Source organism: Brevundimonas halotolerans, assembly GCF_003730275.1.
Taxonomy (GTDB): domain Bacteria; phylum Pseudomonadota; class Alphaproteobacteria; order Caulobacterales; family Caulobacteraceae; genus Brevundimonas; species Brevundimonas halotolerans.
In genome coordinates this window covers 1-16439 of record NZ_QTTA01000008.1, presented here as the reverse complement: position 1 = coordinate 16439, position 16439 = coordinate 1, and the positions used below count along the sequence as shown (strand labels likewise).

The window sequence follows — 16439 nt, the reverse complement described above, 5'->3', positions numbered from 1 at the left end:
CTCAGGCTCCCGGCAGCTGGAGCAGGTGTTTGGCGATGATGTTCAGCTGGATCTCGCTGGTCCCGCCCTCAATGGAATTGGCCTTGGTCCGCAGCCAGTCGCGGGCTGCAGCGCCCTCATGCGACCGCTCGCCCTCCCACTCCAGGGCATCGATGCCGCCCGCCGCCATCAGCAGTTCGTGGCGGCGCTTGTTCAGCTCCGACCCATAGTATTTCAGCATGGAGGCGATGGCCGGGTGGGCCTGTCCGGCCTTCATCTGGTCGCCGGTCCGTTCCAGCGCCAGCCGGAAGGCCGCCGCATCCACCTCCAGCTCGGCGATGCGGGCGCGCAGCATGGTGTCGTCCAGCCGCCCCTCTTCGTCCGTGCCGATCGATCCGGTCGCGACCTGGCCCAGCGGACGGCCGCCGCCGATCTCGCCCATGGCGCCGATCATGGTGCGCTCATGCGCCAGCAGATATTTGGCCACATCCCAGCCGCGGTTCAGCGTGCCGACCAGATTGGCCTTCTCGACCCGCACATCGTCAAAGAAGGTCTCGCAGAAGGGTGACTTGCCGGAAATCAGCGTGATCGGCCGGGTCGAGACGCCGGGCGTCTCCATGTCGAACAGCACAAAGGAAATGCCCAGATGCTTGGGCGCCTCGGCATCCGTGCGCACCAGACAGAATATCCAGTCGGCCTTGTCGGCATAGGAGGTCCAGACCTTCTGGCCATTGACGATCCAGTGGTCGCCCTGATCGACGGCCCGCGTCTGCAGCCCGGCCAGATCCGAACCCGCGCCCGGCTCGGAATAGCCCTGACACCAGCGGATCTCCCCGCGGACGATCTCGGGCAGGAAGCGCTTCTTCTGTTCCTCGGTGCCGAATTTCAGCAGGGCCGGGCCCAGCATCCAGATGCCGAAGCTCAGCAGCGCAGGCTGGGCGTTGATGCGGCGCAGCTCGGAGGCCAGCACCTTGGCTTCCTCGCGCGACAGGCCCCCGCCGCCGTATTCGCTCGGCCATTCGGGCGCGGTCCAGCCCTTCGCCCCCATGGCCTCCATCCACGCCTTGTGCACCGGCGTGGCAAAGACGGCCTTGCGACCGCCCCAAATGGAGGCGTCCTCGCTGTCCGCCGGTCCCCGGACCTCGGGCGGACAATGGGTCTCAAGCCAGGCCCGGACCTCGGCCCGAAAATCTTCCAGATCGCGCATGCGCTCCCCGCTTCGTTTGATTTGGCCGAAAGCTAGCAGGCTTCCGGAGATGACGCTGCGTCAGCCCGGGCAGGATTTTCGTCGCAGGACAGACAAACGCCCGCCCCGCGCGCTGCGGGACGGGCGTCGATCAGAACAGACCTGAAAATCAGGCGTTGGCAGCGGCCGGCTGGGTGGCGGCGCGCTGGAAGGTCAGGGCGATCAGACGATCCCAGCCCAGCAGCGACGTCAGGTGGCTGTAGATCTGGCCCAGGGCGCCATTGTCGCGCAGTTCGACCAGCTTGTCGGCCGGCAGGGCCTTCAGCTTGTCTTCCGACACGGCATAGTATTCGGCGAGCTTCTGCGGCTCACCGGCTTCACCGTTCGGACCGCGCGGCGTGAAGACGGCCTCGCGCACGTCCAGCAGGTCCAGGTCCTGGATCAGCTTGACGAACGATTCGGTGCGCAGGCGCTCCTGCTCGAAATTGTTGCAGAACTCCATGGCCTGCTGGGTGAACTCGCTGGGCTGGCCGTCCTTGAACAGCGGCTGCTTGCCGCCTTCGACCAGGAAGGGCGCCTGACGGTCCACGCACATGATCAGGCGCTTTTGCGCCTCGTCATTGGCGAACACGAACGGATAGCGGCGCACATAGGCCGGGATGTAGGCGTCCGAGCGGAACACGCCGTCTTCGACAAACAGATTGTCGCCCTGGCGCAGGCCCAGCACCGCGACCGGCTGGCGGTTGTCACCGACGAAGATCACCGGGAACGACAGGGCCGCCGGCGCAAATTCCGTGACCGTCAGCGGCACGATGTTCGATTGGGCGACAAACGCATAGGGCTTGTCCGACGGATTGATCCCCAGATTGCCGTGGGCCTCGGCCGAAAGGGGTTCGGGCTTGCCGTAGAACAGGACGGTGCCGGCGAGTTGGCCGGACATGTCGCCGGTTTGCATGGAGGTCGTGTCGGTCATGAAGGCTCGGGGACTGATGAAGTGAAGGAAGGTCGCGCCTTCTAGCCCATGCCGGAGCGGGCGGCAAACCGGCCCGCCCCGGACGGGAATTCAGAACCGCCAGGCCATGCCCGCGCGCAGGTTGCGGCCCGGCAGCGGCGTCAGATCCTTCAGGAAGGAAGTGTGCTCGCGCACCTCGGCGTCACCCAGATTGCGGCCCTCGACATAGAGGGTCAGGCCCGACTCGCGGTCCGGGCTCCAGCCCAGATACAGGTCGGCGGTCGTATAGGCGTCGGTCGGCAGTTCAAAGTCGGTGACCCGGTTCTGTTCGCCGACCCGACGCACGGTCAGGCGGGTGGTCCAGGGACCAAGATCCAGCTCGGCACGGGCGTTCAGCGACCACGGCGGGATGCGGGCGGGCGGCCCCAGATCGGTGTCGCCGCGCACATAGTCATAGCCCAGCCCCAGCGTCAGGCCATCCTCGCCCGACTGCCAGGCCTGATAGTCCAGCCGGGCTTCCAGGCCGTGGAACTCCGCATCCGTCTGGACATAGGCGAAGACCGGCAGCTCATCCTCCTCGGCCCCGGTCGGGCGCAGGTCGATGAAACCGTCATAGTCGGCCCGGAACAGGTGCATGTCGGCGGTCCACGGCCCCTGCTCCCAGTGCACGGTCGCTTCGATCGAGGTCACCGTCTCGGAGTCCAGATCGGGGTTTCCGACCTCGAACGCACGGGTCGCGATGTGCGGACCTTCGGCGAACAGTTCCGCTTCGGTGGGGGCGCGACCGTTCCGCGAAATGGACAGGCCGAGGAACAGGGGCTCGACCGGCTTGAAATACACCCCCGCCGACGCCGAGGCGTTCGAGAAGTCCCGCTGGCCGCCGACGGGGCTGTCCAGATCGCGCGTATCGAACCGCAATCCGCCTTCCAGACCCCAGCTGTCCATGTCGTAGCGGTGCAGGGTGTAGACGCCCAGTTCGGTGATTTCGACCGGGGGCACATAAGCCTCGTCGCCGACCGCATCGAAGTCGCGGCTCAGGCCCTGCAGACCATAGGCCGAGTTCCAGCCTCCACGGCGCGGCATGACGATCTCCAGCCGCCCTTCCAGACCTTCGGAGGTGAAGACCGTGCCGACCTCATCGCCTTCGAACTCGGTGTGAGTATAGTCGGCATAGCCCGCCGACAGACGGATCCGGTCGACCGGCGCATCGTCAAACCGCCATTCACCGCGCAGGTCATAGCGGGTCTGCTCCAGACCGATGGTGACGTCTTCTTCCTCATCAGGAGCGCCGCCCCCGCCATGGTCCTCGTGGGCATGGCCGGGCACGCCATAGTCGCTCTCGGTCCGCTTGACCGACAGGCCGATGAAGCCCTGCTCGCCGATGTAGCTCAGTCCGCTGCCGAAGGCCCGAACGCGCGAGGCGCTGTTCTCGACCGTCGAGCTGCCGGTGTCCTCATACTCTTCGCCCTCATCCTCGACCTGACGGCGCGATTCCGCCGGTACCGGAATGTCATAGTCGTCGCTGCGGCGATCCAGACCGTCCAGCGTCAGCACCCAGGGGCCCTGCCCGATGGTCACACCAGCGCCGACCGAGCGTCCGCCGTCGACGCTTGACGCTTGGGCGGTGACCCGCCCGTCAAAGCCGTCATAGGGGGCCTCTTCCGGGATCCGTCCGTCGATGACATTGACCACCCCGCCGATGGCCGAACCGCCATAGGCCAGGGTCTGGGGGCCGCGCAGCACCTCAATCCGTACGGCTTCACCCGGATCGGCTGCTACCTGATGGTCGGGTGACAGCGAACTGGCGTCAATCAACCCCATGCCATTGGTCAGCACCTGCACCCGCGGCCCCGCCAGACCGCGGATCACGGGACGACTGGCGCCCGGCGAGAAGGCGGTCGAGCGCACGCCCGGCAGACCGCTCAGCACATCGCCCAGCGTGCCCGAGGGCGCGGTCGACAGAGCTTCGGCGTCCAGCACATCGACGGCGATCAGGCTGGCCTCGGCGCTGATGCCGAACGGCGCGCCCGTGACGATGATGTCGTCCAGTTGGGTCGTGCGGGCCTCGGGCTCCGGGTCCTGCCCCGCCGACTGCGCCAGCACCGGCGTTGCCACCGGCAGGATCAGGGCGCTGAGCAAGGCCACACGGGCAGCACCGGCAAGGCGGAACGAGCGATGGGACATAAAAAAACCTCGGGGGGACGACGGGAAGCGATACAGGCGCATGTGTTATGAGATAACATCACACGACGTCAAGCGCAGTTGCGGCAGGGCCCTCGCATCGCTAGCTGTTGAGGACCATGGGACACGCCTGCGACCACGATCACGACACGACCGCGCTCGACGCGGTCTCGGTACGCCAGCGCATCAGCGAGGCAGAGGCCCGCTGCCAGGCCGATGGCGAGCGGCTGACCGCGCCGCGTCGCCGGGTGCTGGAACTGCTGATCGAAGCCGGCGAGCCCATGAAGGCCTATGACCTGATCGCCCGCTTCGGCGAGGACGGACAGGCCGCCAAGCCGCCCACCGTCTATCGCGCCCTCGAATTTCTCGAACGCCGGGGCCTGGCCCACCGCATCGCCTCGATCAGCGCCTATGTCGCCTGTGCCGAGCCCGGGTCTGACGGCGATCCCCTGCACGCCGCCGCCTTTCTGATCTGCGACTGCTGCGGGGCGACACAGGAGGTAACCGGCGAACAGGCGCTCAGCCTGACACGCGCCGCGGCCGCCGCCGGCTATGTCATCAGCCACACGACCATCGAGGCCCACGGCCGCTGCCCCGCCTGCCCCGCGTGACATCATCCGGGCGCCGCCTCTCCGTGCCGATCGGGGCTGACGGCAGCCTGTTCGTGCTTGAACTGGGCCGGGCGGACGGGCCGGTTGACCTGATCTTCCTGCACGCCAACGGCTTCAATGCCACGACCTACCGGCCCCTGCTGGCGCCGCTGGCCGGGGGCCGGCGCATCTGGGCCATCGACCAGCGCGGCCACGGCCTGACCGATCTGCCGGCCGATCCCGACGGTCGTCGCGGCTGGCAGGATTTGCGCGGCGACCTGCTGGCCGTCATCGACACGCTGGAGGGCCGACCCGTGCTGGCCGGTCATTCCATGGGCGGCACCGTCAGCCTGTTGGCCGCCGCCAAACGGCCGGAGCGGGTGCGCAGTCTGGTGCTGCTGGACCCAGTCATCTTGCTGCCCCTCACCACCCTGGCTTTCAATCTGCCGGGCATGTCGCGCTTTGCCGGGCGCATCCCGCTGGTCCGCAATTCCCGCAAGCGCCGCGCCGACTTTCCCGACTTGGAGGCCGCCCGAAAGGCTTATCGCGGACGCGGCGCCTTTGCCGGCTGGCCCGACGATGTGCTCGACGCCTTTCTTGAAACCGGGCTCAAGCCCTCCGACAACGGCCTGACCCTCGCCTGTCGACCGGACTGGGAGGCGTCCGGCTATGCCGCCCAGGCGCACAATCCGTGGGGCGCCATGACCCGCTTCCGGGGCCCCATTCAAATTCTCCGGGCTCAGACCGGCTCAACCTGCCACGTCCCCGACCGACCCCCCGGCCTGTCTCATGTGCGCAGCCGCAGGGTGCCGGGCTCGACCCATTTCCTGCCGATGCTGAACCCTGATGCCGTGCGGCATACCCTTATGGCGGCACTCGACAGCGATGGGGTGGCCTCGCCCGGTTCCGCACGGTAAACCGCCCGCAATCACAAAGACTGCCCCTTCCAGGAGAGAGACGTCCATGCGCGACATCCACCACTTCATCAACGGCCAGAGCTTCACCGGCGCCTCGGGCCGCTTCGGTGACGTTTTCAATCCGAACACCGGTGAGGTGCAGGCCCGCGTGCAACTGGCCACCGAGGCCGAACTGGACCGCGCCGTCCAGGCCGCCCAGACTGCCTTTGAAAGCTGGTCGACCGTCAATCCCCAGCGCCGCGCGCGGGTGATGTTCGAGTTCAAGCGGCTGGTCGAAGCCAATATGGACCAGCTGGCCGAAATGCTCAGCGCCGAGCACGGCAAGGTCATCGCCGACTCCAAGGGCGACGTTCAGCGCGGGCTCGAGGTTATCGAATTCGCCTGCGGCATCCCCCATGCGGTCAAGGGCGAATACACCTGGGGCGCCGGCCCCGGCATCGACGTCTATTCCATGCGCCAGCCGCTGGGCGTGGTCGCGGGTATCACGCCGTTCAACTTCCCGGCCATGATCCCGATGTGGATGTTCGGCGTCGCCATCGCGGTGGGCAACACCTTCATCCTCAAGCCGTCAGAGCGCGATCCGTCCGTGCCCGTTCGTCTGGCCGAGCTGATGATGGAGGCGGGTGCACCCGCAGGTGTCCTGAACGTGGTGCACGGAGACAAGACCGCGGTCGACGCTATCCTGACACACCCCCAGGTCCACGCCATCAGCTTCGTCGGCAGCTCTGATATCGCCAACTATGTCTATGAAACCGGCGCGCGCCACGGCAAGCGGGTCCAGGCCATGGGTGGCGCCAAGAACCACGGCATCGTCCTGCCCGACGCCGACATGGACCAGGTGGTCAAGGACCTGTCCGGGGCCGCCTTCGGTTCGGCCGGGGAACGCTGCATGGCCCTGCCGGTCGTAGTCCCCGTCGGCGACAAGACCGCCGACATCCTGCGCGAGCGCATGGTGGCCGAGATCGAAAGCCTGCGGGTCGGCATCTCGACCGACGCCGGCGCCCACTACGGCCCGGTCGTCACCGGTGCCCACAAGGCCCGGGTCGAGGGCTGGATCGACCAGGGCGTCAAGGACGGCGCCGAACTGGTCGTCGACGGTCGCGGTTTCAGCCTTCAGGGCCACGAGGACGGCTATTTCGTCGGCCCCTCGCTGTTCGACCACGTCACGCCGGACATGGAGTCCTACAAGGAAGAGATCTTCGGCCCGGTGCTGCAGATCGTCCGGGCCGCGAATTTCGAGGAGGCGCTGGCCCTGCCGTCGAAGCACCAGTACGGCAACGGCGTCGCCATCTTCACCCAGAACGGCCGCGCGGCGCGTGACTTTGCCGCCCGGGTCAATGTCGGCATGGTCGGGATCAACGTCCCCATTCCGGTGCCGGTCGCCTATCACACCTTCGGCGGCTGGAAGCGCTCGGCCTTCGGCGACACCAACCAGCACGGCATGGAAGGCGTGAAGTTCTGGACCAAGGTCAAGACCGTCACCGCCCGCTGGCCCGACTCGGACCTCGAACATGCCGACAGCTCCTTCGTCATCCCGACGATGGGGTGACGGACGGGGCGTGGACTCGGTGCCTCACGCCGGGCGAAACCGCTTGACCGTCTTCGAAATGCCGACAGAACGGTGCTAGGGTACTCGCCTTAACGTCCACGGAGCGCTCCCCCGCATGCGTCGTTTCTTCGTCTGGTCCGCCCTGGCCGCCCTTGTGGGCCTGTTGATCGCCGGTGGCGGTTACTGGGCCTACTGGACCTATTACGCCCGTTTCCAGCCGGTCACCGTCTCGCGCGACCAGGAGTCGATCCAGACCCTGCTGGACGAGGCCGGCTGGATCTCGGCCGGGGGCGGCGGCTCGCCCGTCTATATCGTCGGCTATCGCGACAGTGCCGCCATGCAGCGCTATGAGCGCGAGGAAGTGCCCAAGCTGAAGGCCGCCGGGGCCGAGGTGCGTTTCATCCTGTTCGCCCGCCCCGACCGCGAGGGCATGCAGCAATCGACCGCCGCCGAGCGCGCCACGGTCGCCGAGCTGTGGCTGACCCGCGACTGGTCTCTCTATGAGCGCTGGACCGCCACCCCGACCGCCAGCTGGACTGCGGCCGGCATTCCTGCCGCCGACGACAATCTGGCCCGGAGCGCTGTGGTCGACGCCGGGCAGAAATTCGTCACCGACCTGACCGGCTATCTGCGCAATTCCGGCCTGCAGCCCCGCTATCCGCTGATCCTGTGGCGCGACCAGCAGGGCTTCCTCAAGGCCTGCGCCTGTACCGATCCGCGCTCCTGGGTGTTCATCCGCGACGATCTGGGCGCACCGGACCGCATTGACTCCGATGTGCCGGTCGAACTGGGGCTGGAGCCCGAGACACAGCCCGAGGGCACTCCGCCGCTGGACTATCCCGATCTGCCGCCGATCCCCGACGGCGAGACCGCCCCGGCTGACGCGGGAGACGAGGCCGCGCGCCCCTCGGCCAACCCGTCGGCGCCCAAACGGCCCACCACGCCGCCTCCGGCACCGAAGGCGCAGCGTCAGGACGACACCACCTTCTACTAGGCGGCCAGCACCCGGGCACAGCCGGCAATCAGCTGCTCGACGTCGTCTTCGTCCTGATAGAGGCCAAAGCCGAAGCGGATGATGTCGTCGCGCACATCGGTGACGATATCGGCGTCCAGCAGGCGCGCGCGCCAGGCCTGCGCGTCCGGATGGCGGATCGCCAGGAACCGCGCCCGCGTCGGCAGGTCATTGCCGGGCGTCCCCGCGATCGGATTGACCAGCTCGGCCGAGCCCAGCAGGCCACAGCGTCCCTCGCCGATGGCGGTCTGGAACTGCGCCAGCCGGGCCAGCGCATACCAAGTGATGACCGGCGTGGTCAGTCCCTCGGCCGCCAGCATCCGGCGCACCGCATTGAAGCGGTAGAGCGGCGTCGGATCAAAGGTCGCGCCCCAGAACCGCCCGGCATCGCCGCGATAGCGCACGCCCTCGGGCGGGCCCATCAGATTGCCGAACTCGGCGAACCAGCCGGTGATCTCGGGTCGCTCGCAATAGCCCGGCGGCGCGTGCAGGATCCCTGCCCCCTCGCCCGCCATCACATATTTATAGCCGCCGGTGACATAGAACAGCCGGTCCGCCACTGCTGACAGGTCCGTCGGCGTCGCCATGAAGCCGTGATAGCCGTCGATAATGCCCCACGGGCCTTCCGGACGGCACAGGTCCCCCAGCGCTTCCAGGCCGTCGAACACCTGGCCGGTGCGGAAAAAGATCTGGCTGATGACGAACAGGTCGAAGTCGCCCGAGCGGGCCGCTTCCAGATAGCGCTCGCCCAGCGTCTCGACCGGATCGGGGGACACCCGGGTCACCACCGCTTGTCCGGATTCTTCCCAGCGCTCGGCCTGACGCCGGAAGGCATGGAATTCGCCACCGGTCGTCAGAATACGGACGGATCGCCCCTGCATGCCCGAGACGATCCGGATCAGGAAGTCGTGGGTGTTGAGGGCGAACACCACGGTCTCAGGATCGGGCAGTGACAGCTCGCTGGCCACATGGCCCTGTGACTCAGGCACGACCTCGCCGAACACCCGGTCCCACTTCTTGTCGGCCAGCCGCACCCCGTCATTCCAGGCCTCGACCTGACCATCGAAGCTGGCGTCCGGCCAAAGATGATGGCTGTGCGCCGCGAAATGCAGCCGACCCGGCGCCGCCGCCAGCGCCCGTTTGAACAGATCCTTGCGCGCCGTCGTCATGCGTCAACCTCCTGAGCCGTCATCCTCGGGCTTGACCCGAGGATCGGTGTCGCCCTCGACGCTATCCGTCTGCCCGGACCGACCCTCGGATCAAGTCCGAGGGTGACGGGTAGAGCACACACCCCCTCGCGCTCAAGCAGCGAGCGACCGCGTCGCGAGTGTTAGCGCTCTAAACCAAAGCCCCGTGGCAGTGCTTGAACTTGCGGCCCGACCCACAGGGGCACAGCGAGTTGCGGCCCGTGCGTTGCCAGCCTTCCGGCAGCATCTCGACCGGCATGCGCGACCGGTCGTCCCCGTCCAGACGGCCTTCCGGCAGCTGGGCATTGGGGTTGGCCATCTCGTTCTCGCCAGTGCCGGGATTGAGGTGGATTTCCTCGAACTCGGGCATCTGGGGCGGCGGCTCGAAGCGGAACTCGACCGTCATCAGCCAGCGGGTCACATTGTGCCGCAGGTCGTACAGCAGGCTTTCGAACAGGGCGAAGGCCTCGGTCTTGTATTCGTTCAGAGGGTCACGCTGGCCATAGCCGCGCAGGCCGATGACGCCGCGCAGATGGTCCAGATGCACCAGATGCTCGCGCCACTGCATGTCGATCATCTGCATCAGGAACTGCTTCTCCAGCCCCCGCATACGGTCGTCGCCGATCAGCTTCAGCCGTTCCTCGGCGCGCGCGTCCGACGCGGCCAGCAGGCGCTCCTCGAACTCCTCGTTCGACACGCCTTCCTCGGCGGCCCATTCCTTGAGCGGCAGCTCCAGACCCAGGGTCGAGCGGACCTTTTCGTCCAGCCCGTCGATATCCCACTGCTCGGCATAGGCCTTGGGCGGCATATAGCGTTCGACCAGATCATTGATCACATCGTGCCGGAACTCACCGACAAGCTCCGACATGTCGGTTGCGTCCATGAATTCCTGACGCTGTTCGAACACCGCCTTGCGCTGGTCGTTGACGACGTCATCGTACTTCAGAAGGTTCTTGCGGATGTCGTAGTTGCGCTGCTCGACCTTCTTCTGGGCCTGTTCGATGGCCTTGTTCAGCCACGGGTGGGTGATGGCCTCGCCCTCGGCAACGCCGAAGGTCTTCATGATCGAATCCAGCCGGTCGCCGGCAAAGATCCGCAGCAGGTCGTCTTCGCACGACAGATAGAATTTCGACGTACCCGGGTCGCCCTGACGGCCGGTCCGGCCGCGCAGCTGGTTGTCGATCCGGCGGCTTTCGTGGCGTTCCGTGCCCAGCACGAACAGACCCCCGGCCTCCAGCGCGATGGCGCGCTGCTCGGCAATCTCGGTCTTGAACTGCGCCTCCTGGGCGGCCTCGCTCTCGGGCGTGACCTCGACGCCCATATTGCGCTGGTCCTGACGCCAGCGCTGCAGGCGCATCTCCAGGTTACCGCCCAGCTGGATGTCGGTCCCGCGGCCGGCCATGTTGGTGGCGATGGTCACTGCGCCCGGCAGGCCCGCCTCGGCGACGATGAAGGCTTCCTGCTCGTGCTGACGCGCGTTCAGCACGCTGTGAGGAATGCCCTTCAGCCGGGTCTCATAGCGGATGTCATAGGCCGCATCGCCGGCCTTCTGGGCCTCCTTCTCGCGGCCCTTGAACTCGGACTTCAGGGTGCGATCCACCTCGACCTTGTACTCATAGGTCTGCAGCAGCTTCGACAGGGTCTCTGACTTCTCGATCGACACCGTGCCCACCAGAATGGGCTGCCCCGCCAGATGGCGTTCGGCGATCAGTTTGGCGATGGCCTCATTCTTCTCGCGCGAGGTGCGATAGACCTCGTCGTCATAGTCGATGCGCTTGATCGGCCGGTTGGTCGGGATCTCCATGACATCCATCTTGTAGATGTCGAGGAATTCCTGGGCCTCGGTCGCAGCCGTGCCGGTCATGCCGGACAGCTTGGAATACAGGCGGAAATAGTTCTGGATGGTCACCGAGGCCAGGGTCTGGTTCTCGGGCTGGATCTTGACGCCTTCCTTGGCTTCCAGCGCCTGGTGCAGGCCCTCGGACAGACGGCGGCCCTGCATCATCCGGCCGGTGAACTCGTCAATCAGCATCACCTCGTCGGACCGGATGATGTAGTCCTTGTCGCGCTGGTACAGCGTATTGGCACGCAGGGCCTGATTGGCGTGGTGCACCAGGCTGATGTTGGCGGCGTCATACAGGCCGGTTGTGTCCTCGGCGAACAGGCCGCGCTCTTCCAGAATGGCCTCGATGGCCTCCGAGCCCTCTTCGGTCAGCAGCACCTGGCGCTGCTTCTCGTCGACCTCGAAATTGGCGGGGTCCTGGATCAGCTCCTTGATGATGCCGTCCAGCGTCACATACAGGTCCGAGCGATCTTCGGTCGGGCCGGAGATGATCAGCGGCGTGCGCGCCTCATCGATCAGGATGGAGTCGACCTCGTCGACGATGACGAAGTGGTGGCCGCGCTGGACCATCTCGCGCCGGTCATAGACCAGATTGTCGCGCAGATAGTCGAAGCCGAATTCGTTGTTGGTGCCGTAGGTGATGTCGGCGGCATAGGCGGCCTGGCGCTGTCCGCCCGACAGGCCGTTGACGATCACACCCACTTCCATGCCGAGGAAGCGATAGACCCGGCCCATCCATTCGGCGTCACGCTTGGCCAGATAGTCGTTGACGGTGATGACGTGCACGCCCTTACCCGCCAGCGCATTCAGATACACCGGCGCCACGGCCACCAGCGTCTTGCCCTCGCCGGTGCGCATCTCGGCGATCCCGCCTTCGTGCAGGATCATGCCGCCGGTCAGCTGCACATCATACTGGCGCTGGCCCAGCACCCGCTTGGACGCTTCGCGCACGACGGCGAAGGCTTCGTTGAGCAGCTTGTCCAGCGACTCGCCCTTGGCCAGCCGGTCCCGGAAGGCGTCGGTCATCATCCGAAGCTCACCATCGGACAGGGCGGCGAACTTGTCCTCCAGGGCGTTGATCTTCTGAACCTGGGCCATGAAGCCCTTGACCTTGCGGTCGTTCGAGGAACCGATAAATTTCTTGGCAAAGCCGAGCATGGAGGATCCGGAAAACTACGGTGAGCGGACAGGCTCAGTCTGTGGGGCCCTGTCTGTGGGGGCTTGGGCGAGCAGCGATACACGCCATCCCGGCGGGGGCCTTCGCATCATCCGGCGCCGGAAGGGCAAAAACCCCGAAACCCGGCCACGCGAACGGTGGAAACCCCTCGACTTGGGCGCAGGCGGGACTTAAGCACCGGCCTTATCCCTGTCAACGCGAGGGGCATTCAGCCGGGCACTCCCGGACACGCCCCAAAGGCCGTATTCCCTTCGCCCGGGCCGAGGAGCGCCGCATGCGACTGTCGTCCAATCCGTTTGTGTTTCTTTTGACCGCCCTGATGCTGGCTCTCACCCTTGCGGCCTGTAGCGGGGATCGGGGCAGCGACCGCCCGCCGGAACCGGGTGACCAGGCCGTGGCCCGGGTCGCGGGCGAAACCATCTGGGCCTCGGACGTCAAGCGCGAGGCCGTGGCCCAGGGCCTGATCGGCGAGGGCGAGCCCCTGGACGTCACCTCCAGCCTGTTCCGCCGCGTTCTGGACGAGGTCATCGACCAGAAACTGCTGGCCCGCGAGGCCGAACGCCGGGGTCTGGACGAGAGCCCTCTGGTGCAGCGCCGTCTGGAGGTCACCCGCGACCGCATCCTCGGCGATGTTCTGGTCGAGGCGGTGGTCAACGGCACCATCACCGACCAGGCCGTCGAGGCGCTCTATCAGGAACAGCTCCGGCTGGCCCGGTCGTCCGAAGAAGTCCGCATCCGCCTGATCCTGTCCCGCACCCGCGAGGAGGCCGAGACCGTCATGGGCGTGCTGGGCACCGGTGCCGCCTTCGAGGCCGTGGCCGCCGAAAGCTCGATCGATGAGGCCACCCGCTTCTCGGGCGGCGATCTGGGCTATCGCACCCTCGACGTCCTGCCCGAAGCCTTCGCCAACGCCTTGCGTGACAAGCCCGCGGGCTCGACCGTTGGCCCGTTCCAGACCGAAGGTGGCTGGGCTGTCGTCCGGGTCGAGGATCGCCGGCGCGAGACCCCGCCCACACTGGAACAGGCCCGCCCCCAGATCGTCCGCTATCTGACCTATGAGGGCGTGCGCCAGCTGCTGGAGGGGCTGCGCGGCCGGGCCGATGTCGAATTCCTGCTCGGCGCCGAGCCGGAGTCGACGGTCGAAGAGCCTGCCTCTGCGCCCCCGTCCGCAGGGACCGGCGAATGAAGCCACCCAAGCCGAAATCCACCGGCCGCTCCTCGCTGGAAAAGGCCTTTGATCCCTTCACCGCCGCCCTGAAGCGCGGCGCCAAACCGGCCGACCCGACCCCTGCGCCCGCAGCACCGGGCAAGCCAGGGCTGGAAATCTCGCCGCTGGCCGTCCCCTTCCCGGTCATCGGCACCGTTGGCGGGGTCGAGATCGCCACCGCCCGGGCCGGCTTCTACAAACACCAGCGCGACGATCTGGTGGTCTTCCGCTTTGCCCGGGGCACCAGCTGCGCGGGGGTCTTTACGCGCCACAAGATCGGCTCGGCCCCGGTCGACTGGTGCCGCCGCCATCTGGACGGTGACGAGGGCGGCAAGGACGTCCGCGCCCTGGTCGTCAATGCCGGCTGCGCCAACGCCTTTACGGGCAAGCCCGGCGCGGATGCCGCCCGGCGCACGGCCTCCGAAGTCGCCAAACGCTTCGGCTGTCGCCAGCGCGATGTCATGCTGGCCTCGACCGGGGTGATCGGCGTCACCCTCGACGACCGCAAGATCGCCACCCGCCTCGGCGAGGTCGAGACCCGGCTCGACGCCGACACCCCTGCGTCCGACCAGTGGACCGCCGCCGCGCGCGGCATCATGACCACCGACACCTTCCCCAAGGGGTCGTACGCGGAATGCAGGATCGAGGGCCACACCGTCCGCATCGCCGGGATCGCCAAGGGCTCGGGTATGATCGCGCCCGACATGGCGACCATGCTGGCCTTCATCGTCACCGACGCCGACATCCACCCGAACGTGCTTCGCGCTATGCTGGGCCTGCATGTGCGGACCACCTTCAATTCGGTGACGGTCGACGGAGACACCTCGACCAATGACACCTGCCTGCTGTTTGCGACCGGGGCTTCGGGCGCGCCGCGCATAGGCCGGGTCGGTGATCGTCGGCTCAAGGACTTTTCCCGCGCCCTCGACGGCGTCATGCTCGACCTCGCCCATCAGCTGGTCCGTGACGGCGAGGGCGCGACCAAATTCGTCAAGGTCACCGTGGACGGTGCAGCCTCGCCCGCCTCGGCCCGCAAGCTGGCCAAGTCGATCGCCGACAGCCCGCTGGTCAAGACTGCGCTTGCCGGTGAGGACGCCAACTGGGGACGGGTGGTCATGGCCGTCGGCAAGACCGAGGAGCCCGTCGACCGCGACCGGCTGGCGATCCGGTTCGGCCCCCATGTCGCCGCCGTCGATGGCGCGCCGTCCCCGTCCTACGACGAGGCGAGGATGAGCGCCTATATGAAGAATGCCGAGATCGACATCACCGTCGACGTCGGTGCCGGCCGCGCCTCCGCCACCGTCTGGACCTGCGACCTGACCAAACGCTACATCGAGATCAACGGCGACTATCGGAGCTGATTGGAGTAGGATCAGGCCATGAGCGCAAAGCCTCGCACCGTGGCGGTCGACCCCGAGACCGCCTCCATTCTGGACAACGCCGTCGCCTCCGGCCGTTTCACTTCGACCGAAGAGGCGCTCGGTCATGCCGTTCGCGCGCTGGACACGCGCCATCGCGCCGTTTCGTATCTGAACGCCATTGCCGACGAAGCCCTCGCCGACATGGGTGACCTCGTGGACCTCCCGACCGTCCGCACCCTGTCAGATGAAGCGATCAACGGGGCCGCCGCCAAACGTGGCGCGTGAGATCGTCTATCGTCGCAGAGCGCTCTCGGAACGCATTGCCCTGTTGACGGGCATTGCCCTGGAAAGCCCGCAGGGAGCTCGTGCTGTCGAGGCTGCCATGGACCGGTCGATAGACCGCGTATACGTCTTCCCGGAAAGCGCACCCCTGTTCGACATTGATCGACCCACACTGCGTATCCTGACCATCCGCCGCATAGCAGCTGTGCTCTACACCTTCGACAGCCATCGCCTGATCGTCCTTCGCGTCCTCTACGCACGCCAGGACCTTGATGCCGTACGAGACAGCCTCTCATGACCCTCCCCACCGTCCTCGTCGTCGCCGTGGCCCTGATCGATGCCGACGGGCGGGTGTTGATCGCGCAGCGGCCCGAGGGCAAGCAGATGGCCGGTCTGTGGGAGTTTCCGGGCGGCAAGGTCGAGCCGGGCGAGCGCCCCGAGGCGGCCCTGATCCGCGAACTGCGCGAGGAACTGGGCATCGAAACGAAAGAGGCCTGTCTGGCCCCCTTTGTCTTCGCCAGCCACGCTTACGAAAGCTTTCACCTGTTGATGCCACTGTATCTGTGCCGTCGCTGGGAGGGCACGGTCGTGGCGCACGAGCATGCCGCGCTCAAATGGGTCCGGCCGAACCAGTTGTCAGACTGGCCCATGCCGCCCGCCGATGAACCCCTGGTCGCCTGGCTGCGCGACCTGCTCTAGCCACCGAGGGAGGGGGCCGTGACGACACTCCGCCGCTTCCTCACTGATGAGTCCGGGGCCACCTCGCTGGAGTACGGCCTGATCATCTCGCTGATCTTTCTGGTGATCCTGTCGGCGCTGACCGCTTTCGGCGGGACCGGCTCCGGCATTTTCAACACCGCCATGAATAGCCTCAAGACCGCGATCGGCGGCTAGGTGTCGTTTCCAAGAAGGTTGTTCACCCTTGACCAAGGGGTGAGGCCTTTGATTCCGGAGTGTGGTCGGCGCAGGTTGTAGTTTTCGGTCCAGGGTTTGATGGCTGCGGCGCGCTCGTCCGA

Annotated in this window: 16 protein-coding genes; 10 read left to right on the top strand and 6 right to left on the bottom strand. The window is 66.7% G+C overall.

Features of this window, described 5'->3' with window-relative positions:
• Position 1: 1 nt before the first annotated feature.
• From EG854_RS02930 to EG854_RS02920, 3 genes are all read right to left on the bottom strand, one after another.
• Entirely contained in the window at positions 2 to 1186 is a 1185-nt protein-coding gene (locus tag EG854_RS02930) for an acyl-CoA dehydrogenase family protein (protein WP_123286243.1), read from the bottom strand.
• Positions 1187 to 1334: 148 nt separating this feature from the next.
• A complete protein-coding gene (locus EG854_RS02925; RefSeq protein WP_123286242.1) occupies positions 1335 to 2138 on the bottom strand; it encodes a SapC family protein in 804 nt (267 codons plus the stop codon).
• 90 nt (positions 2139 to 2228) lie between these two features.
• Positions 2229 to 4301: a TonB-dependent receptor gene (locus tag EG854_RS02920; protein WP_123286267.1), complete on the bottom strand. Its 2073-nt coding sequence runs from the start codon at positions 4299 to 4301 to the stop codon at positions 2229 to 2231.
• A 116-nt stretch (positions 4302 to 4417) separates the two neighbouring features.
• On the opposite strand from EG854_RS02920, the gene EG854_RS02915 reads away from it, so the two are divergent.
• From EG854_RS02915 to EG854_RS02900, 4 genes are all read left to right on the top strand, one after another.
• Positions 4418 to 4909 carry a Fur family transcriptional regulator gene (locus EG854_RS02915; protein WP_123286241.1) on the top strand — a complete coding sequence of 164 codons (492 nt, stop codon included), beginning with the start codon at positions 4418 to 4420 and terminating at the stop codon, positions 4907 to 4909.
• A 23-nt stretch (positions 4910 to 4932) separates the two neighbouring features.
• Positions 4933 to 5805, top strand: a complete 873-nt coding sequence (locus EG854_RS02910) for an alpha/beta hydrolase (protein ID WP_241153102.1) — start codon at positions 4933 to 4935, stop codon at positions 5803 to 5805.
• Between the two features lie 46 nt (positions 5806 to 5851).
• Complete coding sequence (locus tag EG854_RS02905; RefSeq protein WP_123286239.1) at positions 5852 to 7354, top strand: CoA-acylating methylmalonate-semialdehyde dehydrogenase; 1503 nt, start codon at positions 5852 to 5854, stop codon at positions 7352 to 7354.
• A 115-nt stretch (positions 7355 to 7469) separates the two neighbouring features.
• Positions 7470 to 8348, top strand: a complete 879-nt coding sequence (locus EG854_RS02900) for a hypothetical protein (RefSeq protein ID WP_123286238.1) — start codon at positions 7470 to 7472, stop codon at positions 8346 to 8348.
• Here EG854_RS02900 and EG854_RS02895 read toward each other — a convergent pair.
• Positions 8345 to 9535, bottom strand: coding sequence for an aminotransferase class V-fold PLP-dependent enzyme (locus tag EG854_RS02895; protein ID WP_123286237.1), 1191 nt, complete (start codon positions 9533 to 9535; stop codon positions 8345 to 8347). The genes EG854_RS02900 and EG854_RS02895 overlap by 4 nt on opposite strands.
• Before the next feature lie 169 nt (positions 9536 to 9704).
• The gene (gene secA, locus EG854_RS02890) at positions 9705 to 12554 is read right to left on the bottom strand and encodes a preprotein translocase subunit SecA (RefSeq protein WP_123286236.1); all 2850 of its coding nucleotides are present in this window, start codon (positions 12552 to 12554) and stop codon (positions 9705 to 9707) included.
• 293 nt (positions 12555 to 12847) lie between these two features.
• On the opposite strand from secA, the gene EG854_RS02885 reads away from it, so the two are divergent.
• Genes EG854_RS02885 through EG854_RS02860 form a run of 6 tightly spaced genes read left to right on the top strand, consistent with a single transcriptional unit; the run spans position 12848 to position 16317 of the window.
• Positions 12848 to 13759, top strand: a complete 912-nt coding sequence (locus tag EG854_RS02885; protein WP_123286235.1) for a peptidylprolyl isomerase — start codon at positions 12848 to 12850, stop codon at positions 13757 to 13759.
• Positions 13756 to 15141 carry a bifunctional glutamate N-acetyltransferase/amino-acid acetyltransferase ArgJ gene (gene argJ / locus EG854_RS02880; protein ID WP_123286234.1) on the top strand — a complete coding sequence of 462 codons (1386 nt, stop codon included), beginning with the start codon at positions 13756 to 13758 and terminating at the stop codon, positions 15139 to 15141. Before EG854_RS02885 ends, argJ begins: the two co-directional genes overlap by 4 nt.
• A gap of 18 nt (positions 15142 to 15159) precedes the next feature.
• Positions 15160 to 15426 (top strand): ribbon-helix-helix domain-containing protein, encoded by a 267-nt coding sequence (locus tag EG854_RS02875; RefSeq protein WP_123286233.1) that lies wholly within the window; start codon positions 15160 to 15162, stop codon positions 15424 to 15426.
• 43 nt (positions 15427 to 15469) lie between these two features.
• A complete protein-coding gene (locus EG854_RS02870; RefSeq protein WP_183211117.1) occupies positions 15470 to 15721 on the top strand; it encodes a hypothetical protein in 252 nt (83 codons plus the stop codon).
• The gene (locus EG854_RS02865; protein ID WP_123286231.1) at positions 15718 to 16122 is read left to right on the top strand and encodes a (deoxy)nucleoside triphosphate pyrophosphohydrolase; all 405 of its coding nucleotides are present in this window, start codon (positions 15718 to 15720) and stop codon (positions 16120 to 16122) included. Before EG854_RS02870 ends, EG854_RS02865 begins: the two co-directional genes overlap by 4 nt.
• An 18-nt stretch (positions 16123 to 16140) precedes the next feature.
• Positions 16141 to 16317 carry a Flp family type IVb pilin gene (locus EG854_RS02860; RefSeq protein WP_123286230.1) on the top strand — a complete coding sequence of 59 codons (177 nt, stop codon included), beginning with the start codon at positions 16141 to 16143 and terminating at the stop codon, positions 16315 to 16317.
• On the opposite strand, the gene EG854_RS02855 is transcribed toward EG854_RS02860, so the two are convergent.
• Positions 16314 to 16439, bottom strand: a 126-nt coding sequence (locus EG854_RS02855) for an integrase core domain-containing protein (protein WP_164461734.1), incomplete at its 5' end; no start/stop codon positions are given. The two genes, EG854_RS02860 and EG854_RS02855, sit on opposite strands and share 4 nt — an antisense overlap.